13 protein-coding genes are annotated in these 16631 nt (G+C 69.6%); 6 read left to right on the top strand and 7 right to left on the bottom strand.

Features of this window, described 5'->3' with window-relative positions; translation table 11 throughout:
• Positions 1-33 precede the first annotated feature (33 nt).
• Positions 34-1155, top strand: coding sequence for a hypothetical protein (locus tag ABH926_RS42340; protein ID WP_370372126.1), 1122 nt, complete (start codon positions 34-36; stop codon positions 1153-1155).
• Positions 1156-1234: 79 nt separating this feature from the next.
• Here ABH926_RS42340 and ABH926_RS42335 read toward each other — a convergent pair whose 3' ends face one another.
• Together ABH926_RS42335 and ABH926_RS42330 are read right to left on the bottom strand one after the other, a co-directional pair.
• The gene (locus ABH926_RS42335; RefSeq protein ID WP_370372124.1) at positions 1235-2503 is read right to left on the bottom strand and encodes an alpha/beta fold hydrolase; all 1269 of its coding nucleotides are present in this window, start codon (positions 2501-2503) and stop codon (positions 1235-1237) included.
• Positions 2504-2572: 69 nt separating this feature from the next.
• The gene (locus ABH926_RS42330; protein ID WP_370372215.1) at positions 2573-3382 is read right to left on the bottom strand and encodes a DMT family transporter; all 810 of its coding nucleotides are present in this window, start codon (positions 3380-3382) and stop codon (positions 2573-2575) included.
• A 173-nt stretch (positions 3383-3555) separates the two neighbouring features.
• Here ABH926_RS42330 and ABH926_RS42325 point away from each other — a divergent pair, with 173 nt between their 5' ends.
• Positions 3556-4407 carry a LysR family transcriptional regulator gene (locus ABH926_RS42325; protein ID WP_370372122.1) on the top strand — a complete coding sequence of 284 codons (852 nt, stop codon included), beginning with the start codon at positions 3556-3558 and terminating at the stop codon, positions 4405-4407.
• A gap of 48 nt (positions 4408-4455) precedes the next feature.
• On the opposite strand, the gene ABH926_RS42320 is transcribed toward ABH926_RS42325, so the two are convergent.
• Entirely contained in the window at positions 4456-4767 is a 312-nt protein-coding gene (locus ABH926_RS42320) for a hypothetical protein (protein ID WP_370372120.1), read from the bottom strand.
• Between the two features lie 181 nt (positions 4768-4948).
• On the opposite strand from ABH926_RS42320, the gene ABH926_RS42315 reads away from it, so the two are divergent.
• Both ABH926_RS42315 and ABH926_RS42310 read left to right on the top strand, forming a co-directional pair.
• The gene (locus tag ABH926_RS42315) at positions 4949-5977 is read left to right on the top strand and encodes a LacI family DNA-binding transcriptional regulator (protein WP_370372118.1); all 1029 of its coding nucleotides are present in this window, start codon (positions 4949-4951) and stop codon (positions 5975-5977) included.
• Positions 5978-6256: 279 nt separating this feature from the next.
• Positions 6257-8845 carry a DUF5127 domain-containing protein gene (locus ABH926_RS42310; RefSeq protein WP_370372116.1) on the top strand — a complete coding sequence of 863 codons (2589 nt, stop codon included), beginning with the start codon at positions 6257-6259 and terminating at the stop codon, positions 8843-8845.
• Between the two features lie 274 nt (positions 8846-9119).
• Here ABH926_RS42310 and ABH926_RS42305 read toward each other — a convergent pair whose 3' ends face one another.
• Positions 9120-10364 carry a carboxylate--amine ligase gene (locus tag ABH926_RS42305; protein ID WP_370372114.1) on the bottom strand — a complete coding sequence of 415 codons (1245 nt, stop codon included), beginning with the start codon at positions 10362-10364 and terminating at the stop codon, positions 9120-9122.
• A 346-nt stretch (positions 10365-10710) separates the two neighbouring features.
• Between ABH926_RS42305 and ABH926_RS42300 the strand changes: the two genes are divergently transcribed.
• Positions 10711-12912 (top strand): hypothetical protein, encoded by a 2202-nt coding sequence (locus ABH926_RS42300; protein ID WP_370372112.1) that lies wholly within the window; start codon positions 10711-10713, stop codon positions 12910-12912.
• Between the two features lie 54 nt (positions 12913-12966).
• Here the strand turns inward: ABH926_RS42300 and ABH926_RS42295 are convergent, their stop codons facing one another.
• Positions 12967-14001, bottom strand: coding sequence for an amidohydrolase family protein (locus ABH926_RS42295; RefSeq protein WP_370372110.1), 1035 nt, complete (start codon positions 13999-14001; stop codon positions 12967-12969).
• Positions 14002-14027: 26 nt separating this feature from the next.
• Positions 14028-14636 carry a nuclear transport factor 2 family protein gene (locus tag ABH926_RS42290; protein WP_370372109.1) on the bottom strand — a complete coding sequence of 203 codons (609 nt, stop codon included), beginning with the start codon at positions 14634-14636 and terminating at the stop codon, positions 14028-14030.
• 103 nt (positions 14637-14739) lie between these two features.
• Between ABH926_RS42290 and ABH926_RS42285 the strand changes: the two genes are divergently transcribed.
• Positions 14740-15927: an amidohydrolase family protein gene (locus ABH926_RS42285; RefSeq protein ID WP_370372107.1), complete on the top strand. Its 1188-nt coding sequence runs from the start codon at positions 14740-14742 to the stop codon at positions 15925-15927.
• A 143-nt stretch (positions 15928-16070) separates the two neighbouring features.
• Here ABH926_RS42285 and ABH926_RS42280 read toward each other — a convergent pair whose 3' ends face one another.
• Positions 16071-16436 (bottom strand): MarR family winged helix-turn-helix transcriptional regulator, encoded by a 366-nt coding sequence (locus ABH926_RS42280; RefSeq protein ID WP_370372213.1) that lies wholly within the window; start codon positions 16434-16436, stop codon positions 16071-16073.
• Between the last annotated feature and the right edge of the window lie 195 nt (positions 16437-16631).

The raw sequence follows: 16631 nt of genomic DNA, 5'->3' as shown, positions 1-16631 counted from the left end.
CAGCCTCCACCGCAGAGATTGGATGTGCGTCCTGTGGGCGTGTCGATACTGTTCTCCGACTCCCTGCTCGAATACACCCCGACCCCCGACCCGGATCCGCTGACCGTGTCGGACCAGGATCCGGCGCGCCTCGACATCACCGTCGGGACACGGGGCGGCGGGTCGGCGTACTGCAAGTCCATCGCCGTCCGGATCCGCATCGGCGACGGCGCGGACGCCCTGACTGCGAACCGCGCCCAGCTGACGTCCGCCGGGCCGAGCGGCTGGACGGCGCGGCCCGGGTACGCCGACGGCGTGTGGCAGGTCTTCGAGTTCGTGCCCGCGCGGCCGGTGCTGTTCAACGGCCAGTCGGTGACGGTGACCGTGTCGCAGATCGCCGTGAACGCGGTGCCGGGCAACGCCGAGATCGAGATCGTCGAGGAGGCCTCCCCGACCGACGGTTCCTACACCCCGAAGACGGTGCGGGCGACCGTGGCCAAGTTCCCGGCCCAGTTCGTCTTCCGCAACTTCCGTCCGACGAAGGTGATGGTCGGCAACGGCGAGAAAGCCGTCCTGAAGTGGGACGGCAGTGCGGACGCCCAATACACCATGTTCTGGGACCGCACCTCCCGGGACGTGTCGAGCGTCCGCGAATGGCCGACCCCGGAGCCGCTGACCGCGCCGACCGGCTTCATGCTCCAGGCCAAGGTGACCTCCGGCGGGCAGACCCTGACCCACACCCTGACCACCGTCGTGATGGTCGAGCGGCCGGACCTGGACGTCGCCGCGCTGCAGGTGTGGGGGAGTGCCGACTTCCGCGGGGACGTCAGTGGCCTTATGGAGCTGCCACCTGCGAGGCCGTTCCATGAACTGGTCCTCGCGGGCACGAAGCAGTACGCGTTCACGGCGGCGGCCTCGGGCCTGGTCCTGCTCCGCGTCGCGGGGACGCTGAACCAAGGTTGGCATGCCAACAGTGAGGTACTCGGCCCGACGTATGCCAAGGCGGCAATCTGGAACGACGGCGCGGCGTCGCAGTTTCGGACCGCCACGGCTCTGTGCCCGATATGGAAGGGCACACGCGTGACGCTGTCGGTCAGCGGTTCCAGCGGAATCGCGGACGGTAGAGCCGAGTTCTGGTGGATCCCTTTTGGAAAGGTGGCGTCGCCGGTGGCTTGAGCATGGAACGGTGTGGGAGGCCCTTGCATGTGCGTGGCCGGCGCCGCGACACACCGGTCGAACCGGTTGGAGCCCCGCTTCAGATCTGGCCGCGCAGCATCCGCAGCAGGTGGTCGAGGACGCGTCCGCCGCTGGCGCGAAGTCCGTCGTGCTCGTGTTCGTTGGTCGCCCACAGCCGTAGGCCCTTGATGGTCTCGGCAGTCTGCAGCGAGTAAGTGGCGTCGACGTACATGTCGTCGAGGTAGACGGCGGCGGCCACGGGGACCTCGTTCGCGGCCAAGCGCTGAGGATCGTAGAGGTCGGGCCAGTCCTCGCGGGTGAACAGCACCTCGGCGGGCTCGCGCAGGGGCGCGAGGCAGGGTTGGTCGAAGTGGCACCGGTAGGTCATCTCGCCGGTGAACAGCACCGGGTCGTCCCCGGCCAACGCCATGCGCGCGTCGAACTGGGGAAACTCGCCGCGTACCCGCTCAGCCGCCCAGTTCGTCGCTCCGGTGCTGCGTTGGGCATAGGTGAGTTCATGCATGAGCGGGTTCAGCGGCAGTTGGGCGTAGCTGAGGAAACCCGCGGCGCGGGCGAGGAAGCTGTCGGACAGCTCCGCTCCCGCCCAGGTGTCTTCGAGCAGGTAGTGCAGCACGTCCGCGCCGTCGCTCGTGCCGAGCATCAGCCCGAGCGACTGGAAGGCCTCGACGGTGAGCAGGGATCCGTCCGGCATCGGTGCCGGGTGTTCGATCAGGTGCGCGGCGATGCGGCGGACCGAGGCGGCGTCCTGCGGGTATCGGCGGTAGTACGCGGTGTTCTTGCGGTGCACGCGCGGATAGGCGGCGCGGTAGACCTCGTCGGCGGTGACGCGCAGACCGGGGAGACCGCCGGTGATGATCGCCTCGCGCAGGCCCTCGGGCGCGTACGAGAGGTAGGTGACGGCACACATGCCGCCGAAGCTCTGGCCGAGCACCGACCACGGTTCGTCGGTCAGTTCGCGCCTGATCAGTTCGGCGTCGCGGACGATGGCGTCGGCACGGAAATGGGCGAGGTAGTCGGCCTGAGCGGCGGGCTCGCCACGGGCCGGGAGCGTTTGGCGGGTGATCGGAGTGGAGCGGCCCGTGCCGCGCTGGTCGAGCAGCAGGACGCGGTATTCGTCGAGTGCGCGGTCCAGCCAGGAGTCCCGGCCGACCGGACGAGGCGGCACCATGCCGGGGCCGCCTTGCAGGAACAGCAGCCAGGGAAGCCGCTCGCGCTCGTGTCCGGCGGCCACCACCTCGCGGGCGTAGACCTCGATGTGCTCGCCTTCCGGCCGATCATGGTCGAGGGGGACGGAGAAGAGATGGTCGGTCAGCGTGACGCCGGGCATGGAGGCTCCTTTGCGGTCGTGGAATGATCTTGATACGGGCTTCGGCGTGTGTGGGGCACCGACACGGCGTCAAGCGCGCCGCGGCCGCGTCAGGATGCTGATGGCGTTGGCCGTGATGATCGCCGCGATGCTCAGCCAGGCGGTCACGTCGAGCTTCTGTCCCAGGACGAGCGTCCCGACGACTGCGGCGAGCACCGGGTTGATGCTCATGAACAGTCCGAACGCCTCGGCGGGAACGCGGCGCAGCGTGTACAGGTCCGCGAGGAACGGCACAGCGGAGGATAGGATTCCGGCCGCGACAGCCGCACCGACCGCACCGGCGGAAGGTGTGTGGTGTACCGCGACGCCGGCTCCCAAGGGCAGGTAGACCAAGGCGGACAGCCCCGCTGCGGCGGCTGTGCCCTGTGCCCCGGGGATGCGCTGCCCGATGGAACGGTTGAGAAGGATGTAAGCGGCCCAGCAGGCGGCCGCGAGCAGGGCGAGCCCCATGCCGAGGTAGTCGGCGGTAGGGCGCGGGCGCATCAGCGCGACGACTCCCGCCGCGGCGAGTACGGCGCAGCCCAGGTCCACGCGTCTGCGCGAGCCGGCCAGCGCGATCGTGAGGGGGCCGAGGAACTCCAGGGTGACTGCCTCGCCGAGACCGATCCGGTCGATCGCCGTGTAGAGCGACAGGTTCACCACCCCGAAGACGGCCGCGAGCAGCAGCACCGGCCTCCACTGGTGCCGGGTGAAGGACCGAAGACGGGGCCGACCGACGGTGAGCAGCACCGCCGCCGCGACGTACTGGCGGACCGCGACGACGCCGAGCGGGCCGAGCGCCGGGAAGGCCAGAGACCCGATCGCGGCGCCGAGCTGGGTCGAAAGGCCGCTGGCGAGCATCGTGCAGACCGCGGCCGTGGGCACGGCGCCACGCTTCGTGGGCAGGACGGCGCGGTCCGTGGGCAGGACGGCGCGGTCCGCGGGGCGAGTCGGGGCTGCTGGCATGCATTGATCCTGTGCCGCGTCGGATCGTGCGCAAAATGCATGGAGCGCGCCGGCTATACGCTTTGGTTATGGATGTGGAGCTGCGCCAGTTGCGCTGCCTGATCGCGATCGTGGACGAGGGCACGTTCACCGACGCCGCGATCGCGCTGGGTGTCTCACAGGCGGCGGTCTCCCGCACACTTTCGGCGCTCGAGAAACGCCTCGGCGTACGGCTGCTGCGACGGACGTCCCGCGAGACCTCGCCGACCGCGATCGGACTGCGCGTCGTGGCGCACGCCCGGCGCGTGCTGGCCGAGGTCGACAACCTCGTACAGGAGGCGACATCGGGCCACGCCGAGCTGCGGATCGGCCACGCCTGGTCGGCACTGGGCCGACGCACACTGGCCTTTCAACACCGGTGGCGGGAATCGCACCCGGAAACACAGATGCACCTGCTTCGCATCAACTCCCCGACCGCCGGCCTGGCCGAGGGCACCGCAGACCTCGCGGTCATCCGCAGGCCGTTGGAGGACCGCCGCTTCGAGAGCGCCATCGTGGGTCTGGAGGCGCGCTGGTGCGCGCTGGCCGCCTCCGACCCCCTGGCGCAGCGCCGCTCGGTGCGTCTGGCCGAGCTCAGCAGCCGCGTCCTGCTCGTCGATCAGCGCACCGGAACGACCAGCGCGGATCTGTGGCCCGCGAACGCGCGCCCCGCGACCCAGGAGAGCCGCGACATCGACGACTGGCTCACGGTCATCGCCACCGGCCGCTGCGTGGGGGTCACCGCCCAGGCCGTCGTCGACCAATATCCCAGGCCGGGCATCGTCTACGTGCCGGTACGCGACGCCGAACCGGTCGCTGTGCGACTGGCCTGGTGGCGCGACGACCCCCACCCGGCCGTCCATCCCGTGCTCGAGCTTCTCGCCGAGCTTTACCGCGCATGACCGGCGGTGGTGCTGTAGGCGAGGAAGACTCAACCCGACCGCGTTCCCTCAGTCAGGGTGCTGATGGCGTCGCCCCAGTTCGTGCAGTGCGGCCCTGCGTCCCCTCGTGTAGCTGTTGAGCATGCCCCGGACGTGGCGGGCCCGCTGGCCCACGGGCTCCCACGGGGCCGTCGGCGCCGGGCTGTCGGGCTCTTTGCTCACGCGGGCGTTCAGGACGAATACTGTGAGGGCGACGTTGAGGGTGTCGCCGTCGGCGAAGCGCAGCTTCACTGTCCCGTCGCCGAAACCGGCGATCCTCGCGGCGCGGCCGTCGTACACGACGCCGCCGCCTGAAGTCACCGCTGCCTCGATGCGTGCCATGCCTGGATCTTGGCGCGCGGGAGCGTCACATCCCGGGTTCCGCGGCATCGAATCACTAAATAGAGTGAATCTCTGTTCGGGGTCTTGCCCCTGGCGGGGGGCCTTGTCGGCGTTCACGGGTGGGTCCCTTGAGCGGGCAGGCCCCCGTTCAGCCCCTTCCCGCATGTTGTAGAAGGCTTGTATGGCTCCCACCCTGAAGGACGTGGCCGCGCTCGCCGGCGTCTCGATCAAGACCGTGTCGAACGTGGTGAACGGATACGGCTTCGTCAAGGCCGAGAACCGGCGCAGGGTCGAGGAGGCCCTGCAGGCCACCGGGTACCGGCCCAACGTCGGGGCGCGCAACCTGCGCCGCGGCCGCACCGGCTGCATCGCCATGATCGTGCCCGAACTCGGCGTGCCCTATTTCGGCGAGTTGGTGAGTCTGGTCATCACCGCCGCGGCCGACCGGGACTGGACCGTGCTCATCGAGCAGACCCAGGGCGTGCGCGAGCGGGAGCGCGAAGCGCTGTCCGCGCTGGGGCCGCACATCGTCGACGGTGCGATCCTGAGTCCGGAGGCGCTCACCGCCGACGATCTGACGGCCGGCGATCCGGGCGTGCCCTTCGTCATCCTCGGCGAGCACTGGCTGCCGGCCTCGGCCGACCGCGTCGCGATCGACAACGTCGCCGCGGCCAGGGCGGCGGTGAGCCATCTGGCCGGACTCGGACGGCGGCGGATCGCGGCGATCGGCACCAACCCGGCCCGCGGCACCGCGGCGCTGCGGTTGCGCGGCTACCGGGAGGCGCTGGCCGAGGCCGGGCTGGAGTACCGCGAGGAACTGGTCGCGCCGGCGGCGAAGTACCACCGGCGCGACGGCGCGCAGGCGATGGCCGACCTGCTCGATCTGCCACAGCCGCCGGACGCGGTGTTCTGCTTCAACGACCTGCTCGCCATGGGCGCGCTGCGCACGGCCGCGGACCGGGGTCTGTGGGTGCCCGACGACGTGGCCGTCGCGGGGTTCGACAACATCGAGGAGGCGGCGTACGCCCACCCTCGGCTGACCACCGTCGCCCCGGACAAGCAGGCCATCGCCGAGACCGCGGTGGAGTTGCTCCGCGCGCGCACCGGCGGCGGGGACGGCCCGGAACCGCGAGACGTCGTCGCCCCGTTCCGGTTGGAGGTGCGGGGGAGTACCCGACCGCGCGGGCCGATGTCAGGGCCGCGTCCGTGATGCCAACGTTGTAAAAATCCCCACGCGGCACTGCCGCCTCCGCCCGGTGTTCCTTCGCGGAGGGGTTTACAGGCGAGCCTCAGAGTGCTGTCATGATGCTGATTCCTTGAGGTCGCAGACCTCTACATACCGACCGTCGGCCGACCCCGCCGCCGGCTGTCGACTGCTGTGCCCAGGCACCGATCCGACTGACTTTTACAACGTTGTATCTGCTGCGGTCGGCTCATGCCCGCACGACGGCCCCACCTTCCTTGTCCCCAGCCCGAAGGGAACGTCGCTGTGTTCGAAAGAGAGCCGTATGCCTCCCGCCGAGACGTGTTCCGCTGGATCGGCGCCGCCGCCGTCTCCGGCACCGGTGTGCTCGGAGCCCTCGTTCCGGCGGGCACCGCCCGGGCGGCGACCGCGGCCTCCGCCACCCCCGCCGCCTCCACCGTCTCCACCTTCACCCCGCTGCGGCCGCCGGCCGTGCCACTCGCGGTGCGCTCTCCGTACCTGAGCACCTGGCAGGCCGCCGACTCGCTGGCCGGCACCTGGTCGACGTTCTGGAACGGCCACGTCAACGCCTTCTGCGGCATCGCCCGGATCGACGGCGCCGGGTGGCTGTTCTGCGGCGCGCCGGCCTCGTCGATCGTGCCGAACACCATGACCCAGACCGCGCTCCAGGTCACCGCGACGCGTTCGATCTATACGTTCACCGGCGGCGGGGTCACCCTGACGGTGACCTTCTTCTCGCCGGTGGACCTGGACAACCTGCAACGCCAGTGTGTGCCGTTCAGTTACGTGAGCATGCAGGCGGTCTCGAACGACGGCCGGACCCACAGCGTCCAGCTGCACCTCGACATCTCCGCCGAGTGGACGCACGGGGATGTGACGCAGCAGGTGACCTGGTCGCAGCAGACCACCCGCGCGGGCAACCAGGCCCTGAGCTTCGCACCGGCCAGCCCGTCGGTCCTGGCGGAATACGGGGACCAGGCGTCCTGGGGCACCTCGGTGCTCGCCACCTCCGGCGGCACCGGGGTGACCTGGCAGATCGGTGCGGACACCGTGGTGCGCGCGCTGGCCGTGTCGCAGGGGTCGCTGAACGGCACCTCGGATTCCGACCAGCCGCGGGCGATCGACGACAACTGGCCGGTGCTCGGCCTGACCAAGGACCTCGGCACGGTCTCGGCGTCCCCTTCGGCGCCCTTCCACCTCGCCGTCGGCCATGTGCGCAACCCGGGCCTGAGCTATCTGGGGACGAACCTGCCGCCGTGGTGGACGACGTACTGGGGGCCGTGGGCCGACATGGTCGACTGGTTCCTGGCCGACCACGACCCGGCGCTGGCGGCCGCCACCGCGCTGGAGACGCAGATCCAGAACGACGCCGCCGCGGCGGTCGGCGGCGGAAGCGTCGGCACCGACTACGCGGCGCTGTGCGCGCTGGCCCTGCGACAGGCGGTCGGCGGAACGGAGCTGGTGAACCGCGGCGGCGCGCCGTGGGCGTTCCTGAAGGAGATCTCCTCCGACGGCAACGTCTCCACGATCGACGTCACCTATCCGGCGTTCCCGGTGTTCGCCTACCTGTCGCCGTCCTACTTCCAGCTCCTCCTGGAACCGATCCTCGAGTACTGCGAACACGGCGGCTGGCCGAAGACCTTCGCCGTGCACGATCTGGGCTCCAGCTATCCGAACGCCGCCGGGCACAACGACGGCAACGAGGAGGACATGCCGGTCGAGGAATCCGCCAACATGCTGATCATGACGGCGGCGCTGCTCCAGCGTCTGCCGGCGGCGGCCGCGACGTCCTTCGCGCAGGCGCATTACGCGATCCTGAAGCAGTGGGCCGACTACCTGGTCGGCAACGCCCTGGACCCGGCGAACCAGAACCAGACCGACGACTTCACCGGGTTCATCGCGCACAGCGCGAACCTCGCGCTCAAGGGAATCATCGGCATCGGCGCGATGGGGGTCGTCGCGAGCGCTGCCGGAAACGCTTCCGATCAGGCTTCCTACACCTCCACCGCCCGGTCCTACATCAGCCAGTGGGTGAGCAAGGGCGAGGACCCGGCGTACACCAATCTGGACCTGGCCTACGGTTCGGCGAACACCTGGAGCCTGAAGTACAACGGCTTCCCGGACCAGGTGCTCGGCCTGGACCTGGTGCCGCTGGGCATCGCCGCCCAGGAGGCCGGCTGGTACCAGCAGCACGCCGGGACCTTCGGCGTGCTGCTGGACCCCCGCAACGACTACACCAAGGCCGACTGGGAGCTGTGGACCGCGGCGTGGCTCCGCGACCAGGGTGCCATCCGGGACACGCTGATCACCGGCGTATACGGATTCGTGAACAGCTCGCCGCAGCGGGTGCCCTTCTCGGACTGGTACGTCGTGGCCAGCGGGGCGCAGCAGGGCTTCCAGAACCGGCCGGTCGTGGGCGGCATGTTCTCGCTGGTCGTGCCGCGAGCGCCCAGCACCACGTCCTGGCAGCGGATCCAGAACAGCAACAGCGGCAAGCTGCTGGCCGTCTCCGGCATGTCGCTGGCCGACTCGGCGGACGTGACGCAGTGGTCCGACAACGGCACCGTGGACCACGTGTGGACCGTGATCCACAATCCCGACGGCACGGTCCGGATCCAGAACCGCAACAGCGGCCGGGTGCTGGCGGTGAACAACCAGAGCCTGGACGACGGGGCCTTCGTCCAGCAGTACCAGGACAACGGCACGCCGGATCACCTGTGGCGGCTCATCGACGCCGGCGGCGGCTGGTTCAAGATCCAGAACGTGCACAGCGGGAAGCTGATGGCCGTGTCCGGAGCCTCGACCGCCGACGGGGCCCAGGTGACGCAGTGGTCGGACAACGGGACCTCCGATCACCTGTGGCGTTTCATCTGAGAAGTGAGGCGCCGACTTATCACTTATATGGGTGTACCGGCACGTGGTTAAGTGAACCGCCCGTAGCGTGCCGTAACACATGCGTGATCCCGTCACGGCCGTGGATCGATGACCGCCCGGCCGATCGCCTCGATCCAATCCAGGCCGCGCTGCCGGAGCACCGCCGGTTGCTGCCCTGGGCCAGGCGGTCGCCCGGGCGCCGCTGGCCTGGCCCAGTGTTGAGGCCACCGGGGTGCGTACTGCTACAAAACTGGCGCGCTTCGGCGACGGCGGACTAGCGGCGGAGGCGTTGCGCGGCCGCGGACCATAGCGTCCGGGCGCCGGTCACCGCGAACGGGGCGAGGTCGTCACGCGTGAACCAGGCGTACTCGTCCGCGACGCGCATCGAGGACAGCCACGAACGCAGGGAAAGGTTTCCGTTCTGCCGGTAGGCGCGCATGGCGAGCGGGTCGTAGTTCTCGATGGCCAACGTGCGGCCGGGCACTGCCTCGCCAGGCGTGACGGTGCGTCCGGTGAGGTCCAGATGCATGGTCCGGACGAGGTCGATTCCAGCCGAGTCCTGGAAGAGCCGGAACTGGGCGCCGAGCCGGGGGTTGAAGTCGACGAGCCGGTAGCTGTCGTCGCGCGGATCCCAGCAGTAGTCGAGGCTGACGATTCCCCGGTAGCCGAGCCCGGCGAGGAAGGCGATCGCCTCCTCGCGCAGCCTCTCGTTCGGCGTCCACCGGCCGTAGCTGGTCATACCGGCATAGGCCGGGAAGGAGCGCACCTTGATCCCGGTATGGCCGAACAGGCAGCGCGACTCTGCGTCGAAGTAGCCGTGGAAGAACCAGTCCCGGCGTCCGCCGTCCGCCGTCGGCGCGAGGTATTCCTGCAGCAGGAGGCCGGTGTCCGGACCGTCGCCGGTTGCCCGGCGGACCTGCTCGACCAGTGCGAGCAGCTGAGCCCGGCTGTCGATGATCGCGGTGCTGTGCACGTTGCTGGTCTTGTCGGCCGCCCAGAACCTGTTCACCTTGGCCATGACCGGATAGCCGCACCTGTCTGCGAAGGCAGTGGCTTCGGCGGCGTCGACCGGGACCGCGGCGGCCGGATGCGGGACGCCGGCGGCGCGGCACATCTCGGCGAGGGTCGCTTTGCCGGCGGCAAGGCGCGGCAGGCCGACAGGGGGTTCGGGGAACAGATAGCGGGGGCGCAGCTTGGCGCCGTACTCCGAGAGAAAGATCGCCCCGGCGTCATCGGTGGTGATCAGGACAGCCGGGCCGGGTAGCCGGTCGGCAAGCCGGTCCAGCAGGTCCAGGACGTCGTCGGGATTGGTGCCGTCGGGCATAGGGGACACGGGGCGCCGCACGTACCGGGAAAGTGTGGGCGGGGAGAAGCGGTCCTCGCGCATGGTGTGGACCGGGATCCCCAGCCTGCCCAGGCTGCGGATCACCCCCAGGCCGCCGTGGTGGAAGACGTTCCGGTCAAGCCTCAGAAGCACTGCCTCGGTCGCGGTGTCCACGTCTGGCGCTGCCGTCGTCACCCGTGGCATCGGATCATCCGATCCGGGCGCGAGTACGTGAACGCGTGACTGCTCGGAAGGGGGCCGTCTAACCCGTGGCCCGACAACTCTGCGATTGACATGCGCGCAGCCTAGTACCCCGTGCATAGCCAAGAACCCAAGAACGTCGCGCACCGTGTCGAGGCGCGTCTCTTCGAGGGCGACGTCGTTGCCCGATGCCTCGTCGCGGGCGGGGCAGACCTGTCCCGCCCTTGCACCCCGGTGGAACGGTCAGTAGTTTCACCACTGCCGACGGTAAGTTCGAACCCTGATTCACTGGGCGCCCCACCCGTTCCACGCCACCGTCCCCGCCTTTCCAGGAGCCTTCGTGGAAACACCCCACCGGCACCGCGCGGTCAGATCCCTGATCGCGCTCGCCACCCTCACCGCCGCCGCGCTCTCGATCGGTGCCGCCCAGGGCGCCCTCGCGGCGTCCGGCCCGGCCCTGAGCACCGCGTCCCCGAGCGCCGCGTCCCTGAGCGCCGCGTCCTCCGGCGGACACCAGGTCGCGGTCAAGCGGCTGTGCGCCGCGCCGAGCGATGGACGGATGGCCTGTATGGCCTTGGCCCGCACCGACATCCAGGGAGTGAAGGCGGACGCCATCGCGCCGAACGCCACCCCGTCCGGATACGGCCCGACCGACCTGCGCTCCGCCTACAGCCTCTCCGGGACCGGCAGCGCCGGCGAGACGATCGCGATCGTCGACGCCTACGACGACCCGAACGCCGAGAGCGACCTCGCCGCGTACCGCAGCCAGTACGGCCTGAGCGCCTGCACCACCGCGAACGGCTGCTTCCGCAAGGTCAACCAGTCCGGCGGCACCAGCTACCCGACCGGCGACTCCGGCTGGGCCGGGGAGATCTCGCTGGACGTGGACATGGTCTCGGCCATCGCTCCGTCGGCCCACATCCTGCTGGTCGAGGCGAACTCCTCGTCGATGGCCGACCTCGGCACCGCGGAGAACGAGGCCGTGGCCCTCGGCGCGCGGTTCGTCAGCAACAGCTGGGGCGGGGGCGACAGCGCTTCGGACGCCGGCTACGACAGCTCCTACTTCAACCACCCGGGCGTGGCCATCACCGTCTCCTCCGGCGACGGCGCCTACAGCGCGGGCGTCGAGTACCCGGCCGCGTCGCAGTACGTGACCGCGGTCGGCGGCACGAGCCTGACTCGAGCCTCGAACGCCCGCGGCTGGACCGAGAGCGTCTGGAAGACCAGCACCACCGAGGGCACGGGCTCGGGCTGCTCCGGCTACGACGCCAAGCCCGCCTGGCAGACCGACTCCGGCTGCGCCAAGCGCATGGTCGCCGACGTGTCCGCGGTCGCCGACCCGGCGACCGGCGTCGCCGTCTACGACAGCTACGGCGCCACCGGCTGGCAGGTCTACGGCGGCACCTCGGCGGCGTCGCCCATCATCGCGTCCGTCTACGCCCTGGCCGGCACCCCGGGCAGCGGCGACCGGCCGTCGCAGTACCCCTACCAGCACACCGCCGCCCTGAACGACGTGACCGCCGGCAACAACGGCACGTGCAGCCCCGCCTACTTCTGCACCGCCGAACCCGGCTACGACGGTCCCACCGGCCTGGGCGCACCCAACGGCACCTCGGCGTTCGCCTCGACCGCCTCGGCCGGGGGCAACCTGCTCCTGTCGCCGTCCTTCGAGGGATCGGCGGCCGGCTGGCAGGCGTTCGTCCCGACCGGTGGCACCGTGAACATGGTCGACTACAACACGGCCGCCGGCGCCCCGGCTACGGCCCACGACGGCACGTGGTACCTGGCCTTCAACACCAACGCCGCCGGCGGTTCGGTCTACCAGGACGTCAACGTCAACTCGGCGGCCAACAGCTCGTGGACCGCGACGGCGTGGGTCGCCGCGCAGTCCGGCACCGCCAGCGGCACGTTCTGCGCCTGGGCCCTGGGAACGAACGTCAACAGCTGCCACAACTACACGGTCGGTACCGGCTACACCCAGCTCCAGGTGGTCCTCAGCCTGCCGTCGACGTACTCGTCGATCCGCTACCAGGTCTACCCGGCCGTCAACGGCGGCACCACCGACCTGGACACCACCAGCCTCGTGGCGAACAAGCTGACCGCCGGCTCCTTCGAGCAGAACACCACCGGCTGGCAGCGCTTCGTCCCGACCGGTGGCACCGTGAACATGGTCGACTACAACACCTCCACCGGCGCCCCGGCCCCGGCCCAGGACGCGAGCGGCTACCTGGCCTTCAACACCAACGCGGCTGGCGGCTCGGTCTACCAGGACGTACCGGTCACCGCCGCGGCGGGCACCTCCTACACGGCGACCGTGTGGCTCTCATCCCAGGGCGGGACGACCAGCGGCACCTTCTGCCTGTGGGGTCTGGGCCCCAACACGAACGCCTGCACGACCTACAGCGTGGCAGCGGGGAGCTATACGTTCTACAAGGTTGTGTACACCGCCCCGCAGGCCCTCTCGGCACTGCGTTTCCAGGTGTACCCGGCCGTCAACGGCGGCACCACGGACATGGATACGGCGACGGTGGTGACGAGCTGACACGCGCGCCTGTGCGGATCGGTAGAGAGCATCCCGCATAGGCGCGTAACCGCCTCAGGGCAAAGAGACGGCCCGGCGTGACCACGCCGGGCCGGCGTCCAGGCCCAGGAGGCGACGAGCGTTCTTGCCGGTCAGGCTGCGCCAGGGCTGCCCGGCGAGCGGGCCGTTGTCGTCGAGCGCTTTGAGCGCGCGCAGCACCTGCTCGTGGCGTGTCCACGCGTAGTCGCTGCCGTAGAGCAGGTGCTCGGGCCGCGCGATGCTGTTCAGCGCCGTCATCTGCCGACCGAAGGCGGTGCCCGCCAGGTCGTAGTAGAAGCCGCCGAGGAGTTCCTCCACGGTGGGTCCTTCGGTGTCGCCGGCGATGTGGCGGAAGAGTTCCAGGCGGTCGGCGAGTAGCGGGATCACTCCGCCGGCATGCGGAACGATGACGCGGATGTCGGGGTACTGCTGCGCAGCGCCGGACAATATGTAGTCGACGACCGTTCGGGCCGTGTCGAAGAGGAACTCGACCATCGGGCGCGGGTGGCCGAGTGCCAGGTCTTCGTGGCCGGCGCAGGTTGTCGGGTGCAGGAGCACGATCGCGCCGCGTCGGTCGAGTTCGGTCAGCACGGGTCGCACCCGCTCGTCACCGAGGTAGAGCCCCGAGTAGTTCGTCATGAGGACGACACCGTCAGCTCCGAGCACGTCGAAGGAGTGGGAGACCTCCTCAAGTGCTCCGTTGACATCCGGGAGCGGAAGGGTCGCGAACAGGCCGAACCGGTCAGGGTGGTCCCTCTTGGCCACGGCGCCGGCCTCGTTGACTTCGCGGGCCAGCGTTCGAGCCGTCGCGTTGTCGCCGAAGTACACGCCGGGCGACGACATGGACAGCATCGCCCGGGCGATTCCGGCCTCGTCCATCAGGCCGAGGTGGGTTTCGGCGTCCCAACGCGGCCAATACGCCTCGGGCATGCCGTCGGGGTTGTGGTGTCCGGCCGCTTTCGCGGTTTCGATGTAGCTGTCGGTGGTGAAGTGGGCGTGTACGTCTATCAGCTCGTGGTCGTTCATGGAGGCGAGATCGGCCTTCTCGATGGCCCACCTCAACCCAGACATGCCAGAGTCTGTGCCCTCAGGCCCCGTCACCGCGGTAGTCCGAGCCACGCGAACGCCTCCTTGTACAGCCAGTCGATTTCGGCGGGGCGGTCGACGCCATATCGGTCCGAGGGAACGCTGTATCCGTGGTCTGTCATCCACAGGCCCAGCGCCCGGTACGACGGCCGGCCGCCCCGCAGGTCCTCCGCGCTCAGTGCCGGGTCCGCTCCGGGGAGGGTCGCGGTCATCACGTCACGGTCGAAGATCGCCACCGACGCGGCGAAGCACCAGCCGGCACGGCCCTTCTCGACGCGGTGGAGCATCCGGATGTGGGACGCGACGTCGACCTCGACGCCGCGGAAGACGCCACGGAACTCGATCGTCATCGGCACCTCGGCGATCGCACGCTCGCCATGCACATCGATCACGGGCAGCCCCAGGCGGTGGCTGGAAGGTGTCTGGTCGAACATCTCCTTCGACAATTCCATGTATTCCTCCGCGGTTCCGTCGAACCAACTCGACTGGATGGTGGCTCCCGGGAGGTAGCAGCGCTTGAGCGCCGCCCACCAACCGCGGTCGCGGGCCTGCCGTTCGTGGGTGACGAGGTTGAGCACGTCCGCCCGGGCGGTCCTGTCGGATTCGGCAACCGATGACATCGGTGGCTCCTTTGCTCTGTGCAGTCGCTGCGCGAGACGCCTTGACGCGATCCGCTATACACTGGTTAGTGTATACCAACCAATACTCAAGAGGAGATGCACCATGGCGCGATACGTCATCGAGGGCGCGCGGGTATTCGACGGGGACCGGCTCATCGGCGTCCGAACCGTGGAGATCGACGGGCCGCGGATCGTTGCGATCGACGGACCGGTGAGCCCAGGGGCCGAGTCGGTTGACGGCAGGGGGGCGACATTGCTGCCCGGCCTGATCGACGCCCACACCCACGCCGATGTGGAGGCGCTCGGACACGCGCTGCGCTTTGGCGTGACCACCGAGTTCGATCTGTTCTCGTTCCCGCAGAAGATGGCTGAGACCCGCCGTGCGGCCGCGGTTCGTCACGACATCGCCGACGTGCGCTCGGCCTCGGTGGGGATGACCGCACCGGGCGGTCACCCCACCCAGCTACGCGGCAACCAGGACGACCCGGAACTGCCGACGGTCGGTCGACCGCGGGACGCCGCCCGGTTCGTCGATGAGCGGATCGCTGAGGGCGCCGACTACATCAAGGTGCTCATCGAGAGTGGCAAGACACTGGGCAAGGACGTCCCCGTCGTCGATGGGCGCATCGTCAAGGCCGCGGTCATCGCCGCCCACGAGCGCGGCCGAATGGTGATCGCCCACGCGCTGACCATCGATGCGACGTGGGAAGCTCTGGCTGCCGGAGTCGACGGCTTCGCGCACCTGTTCGTCGACGGACCGCATACCGCCGGAATGATCGAAGCCCTGGTCGACTCCCGCGTGTTCATGATCCCGACGCTCACCACCCTGGCTTCGATCACCAACCAGGGTTTCGGTGCCGAGGTGGCCGGCGACCCTCGGGTCGTCGGCCGTCTGCCTGAGGCGTGGATGGACAACATCAGGGGCGACTTCAACACGTTTCCGTCCGGCGACTTCGGCGCCGCCATCGCCTCCGTGCGTGCGATGCACGCCGCCGGCGTCCCCATCCTGGCCGGTACCGACGCCTCCCACCTCGGCGCGCCCGGCATGGCCCACGGTGCGAGCTTGCACGGCGAGCTGCAGCTGCTCGTTCGGGCGGGAATGACCCCGACCGAGGCGCTGCGTGCGGCCACCAGCATCCCCGCGACGACCTTCGGGCTCGATGATCGGGGACGGATCGCGCCCGGGCTGCGTGCCGACCTCGTCCTGGTCGACGGCGATCCGACCTCGCGAATCGCGGACACCCTGTCGATCAGAGGCGTGTGGCGCAGTGGGACCCCGGCCGCTCGCTGATCCAGGGCACGCGCACCGGACGATGCCCGTACACCTCGGCCGGCTGAACTCGATCGGCGCCAGTCCGGGCAGGTGACAGGTCCGAGGCCGGCTACCGCACATCGTTCCGCCGCCTGCTGGCGCGGAGAGGCGCACCAGGGCGCCTAAACCGCCGGCAGGGCGGCTTCGGCAATCTCCCGCAGGCAGCGACGCAGCGTCTGAACCTCCTGATCGGACAGCCCGGCCAGCAACCTGTCCATCACCTCGTCCATGATGGCATCGCCGGACTTCGCCAGTTCCTCACCCGCTGGAGTGATCCGGTGCAGGATCGCCTTCCCGAAGCCGGGTCGCCGCTCCAGCAGGCCCCGTTCTCCCAGCCGGGCCACCAGCGCACCCGCAGACTGGTCCGACTGCCCGGTGAACAGAGCGAGCGCGTGCGTCGAGGAGTCTGGTGTCGTGGCGACGGCGTGCAGCATCCCCCACTGCGGCAACGTCAGTCCGACCCGGGCCAGTTCGGCCTCGCAAGCCATCTGCTTGCGCAGCTGTGCCCGCCTCAGCAAGACCGCGGTGTCCACTGCGTCCGATGCCATCTGTTCAGCAGCCATATCCCCAGTGTAGACGCATCCCCCGTTGCTTATATAACAACTCGTGGTCGAGGGTCGCCTCTCTATACCGACAGGTCGCGACGAGCGAATTCTGGAGGATCGACGAACCTGCCCTCTCGA

Origin of the sequence: Catenulispora sp. GP43, from assembly GCF_041260665.1 — a bacterium.
Lineage (GTDB): Bacteria > Actinomycetota > Actinomycetes > Streptomycetales > Catenulisporaceae > Catenulispora.
This window is presented reverse-complemented; position numbering and strand designations above follow the sequence as displayed.

Coding starts and splice junctions, on each gene's coding strand:
- ABH926_RS42290 (WP_370372109.1), bottom strand. CDS start 14,636: ATGTCATCGGTTGCCGAATCCGACAGGACCGCCCGGGCGGACGTGCTC.
- ABH926_RS42295 (WP_370372110.1), bottom strand. CDS start 14,001: ATGTCTGGGTTGAGGTGGGCCATCGAGAAGGCCGATCTCGCCTCCATG.
- ABH926_RS42335 (WP_370372124.1), bottom strand. CDS start 2,503: ATGCCCGGCGTCACGCTGACCGACCATCTCTTCTCCGTCCCCCTCGAC.
- ABH926_RS42330 (WP_370372215.1), bottom strand. CDS start 3,382: ATGCTCGCCAGCGGCCTTTCGACCCAGCTCGGCGCCGCGATCGGGTCT.
- ABH926_RS42315 (WP_370372118.1), top strand. CDS start 4,949: ATGGCTCCCACCCTGAAGGACGTGGCCGCGCTCGCCGGCGTCTCGATC.
- ABH926_RS42280 (WP_370372213.1), bottom strand. CDS start 16,436: ATGGCTTGCGAGGCCGAACTGGCCCGGGTCGGACTGACGTTGCCGCAG.
- ABH926_RS42325 (WP_370372122.1), top strand. CDS start 3,556: ATGGATGTGGAGCTGCGCCAGTTGCGCTGCCTGATCGCGATCGTGGAC.
- ABH926_RS42320 (WP_370372120.1), bottom strand. CDS start 4,767: ATGGCACGCATCGAGGCAGCGGTGACTTCAGGCGGCGGCGTCGTGTAC.
- ABH926_RS42285 (WP_370372107.1), top strand. CDS start 14,740: ATGGCGCGATACGTCATCGAGGGCGCGCGGGTATTCGACGGGGACCGG.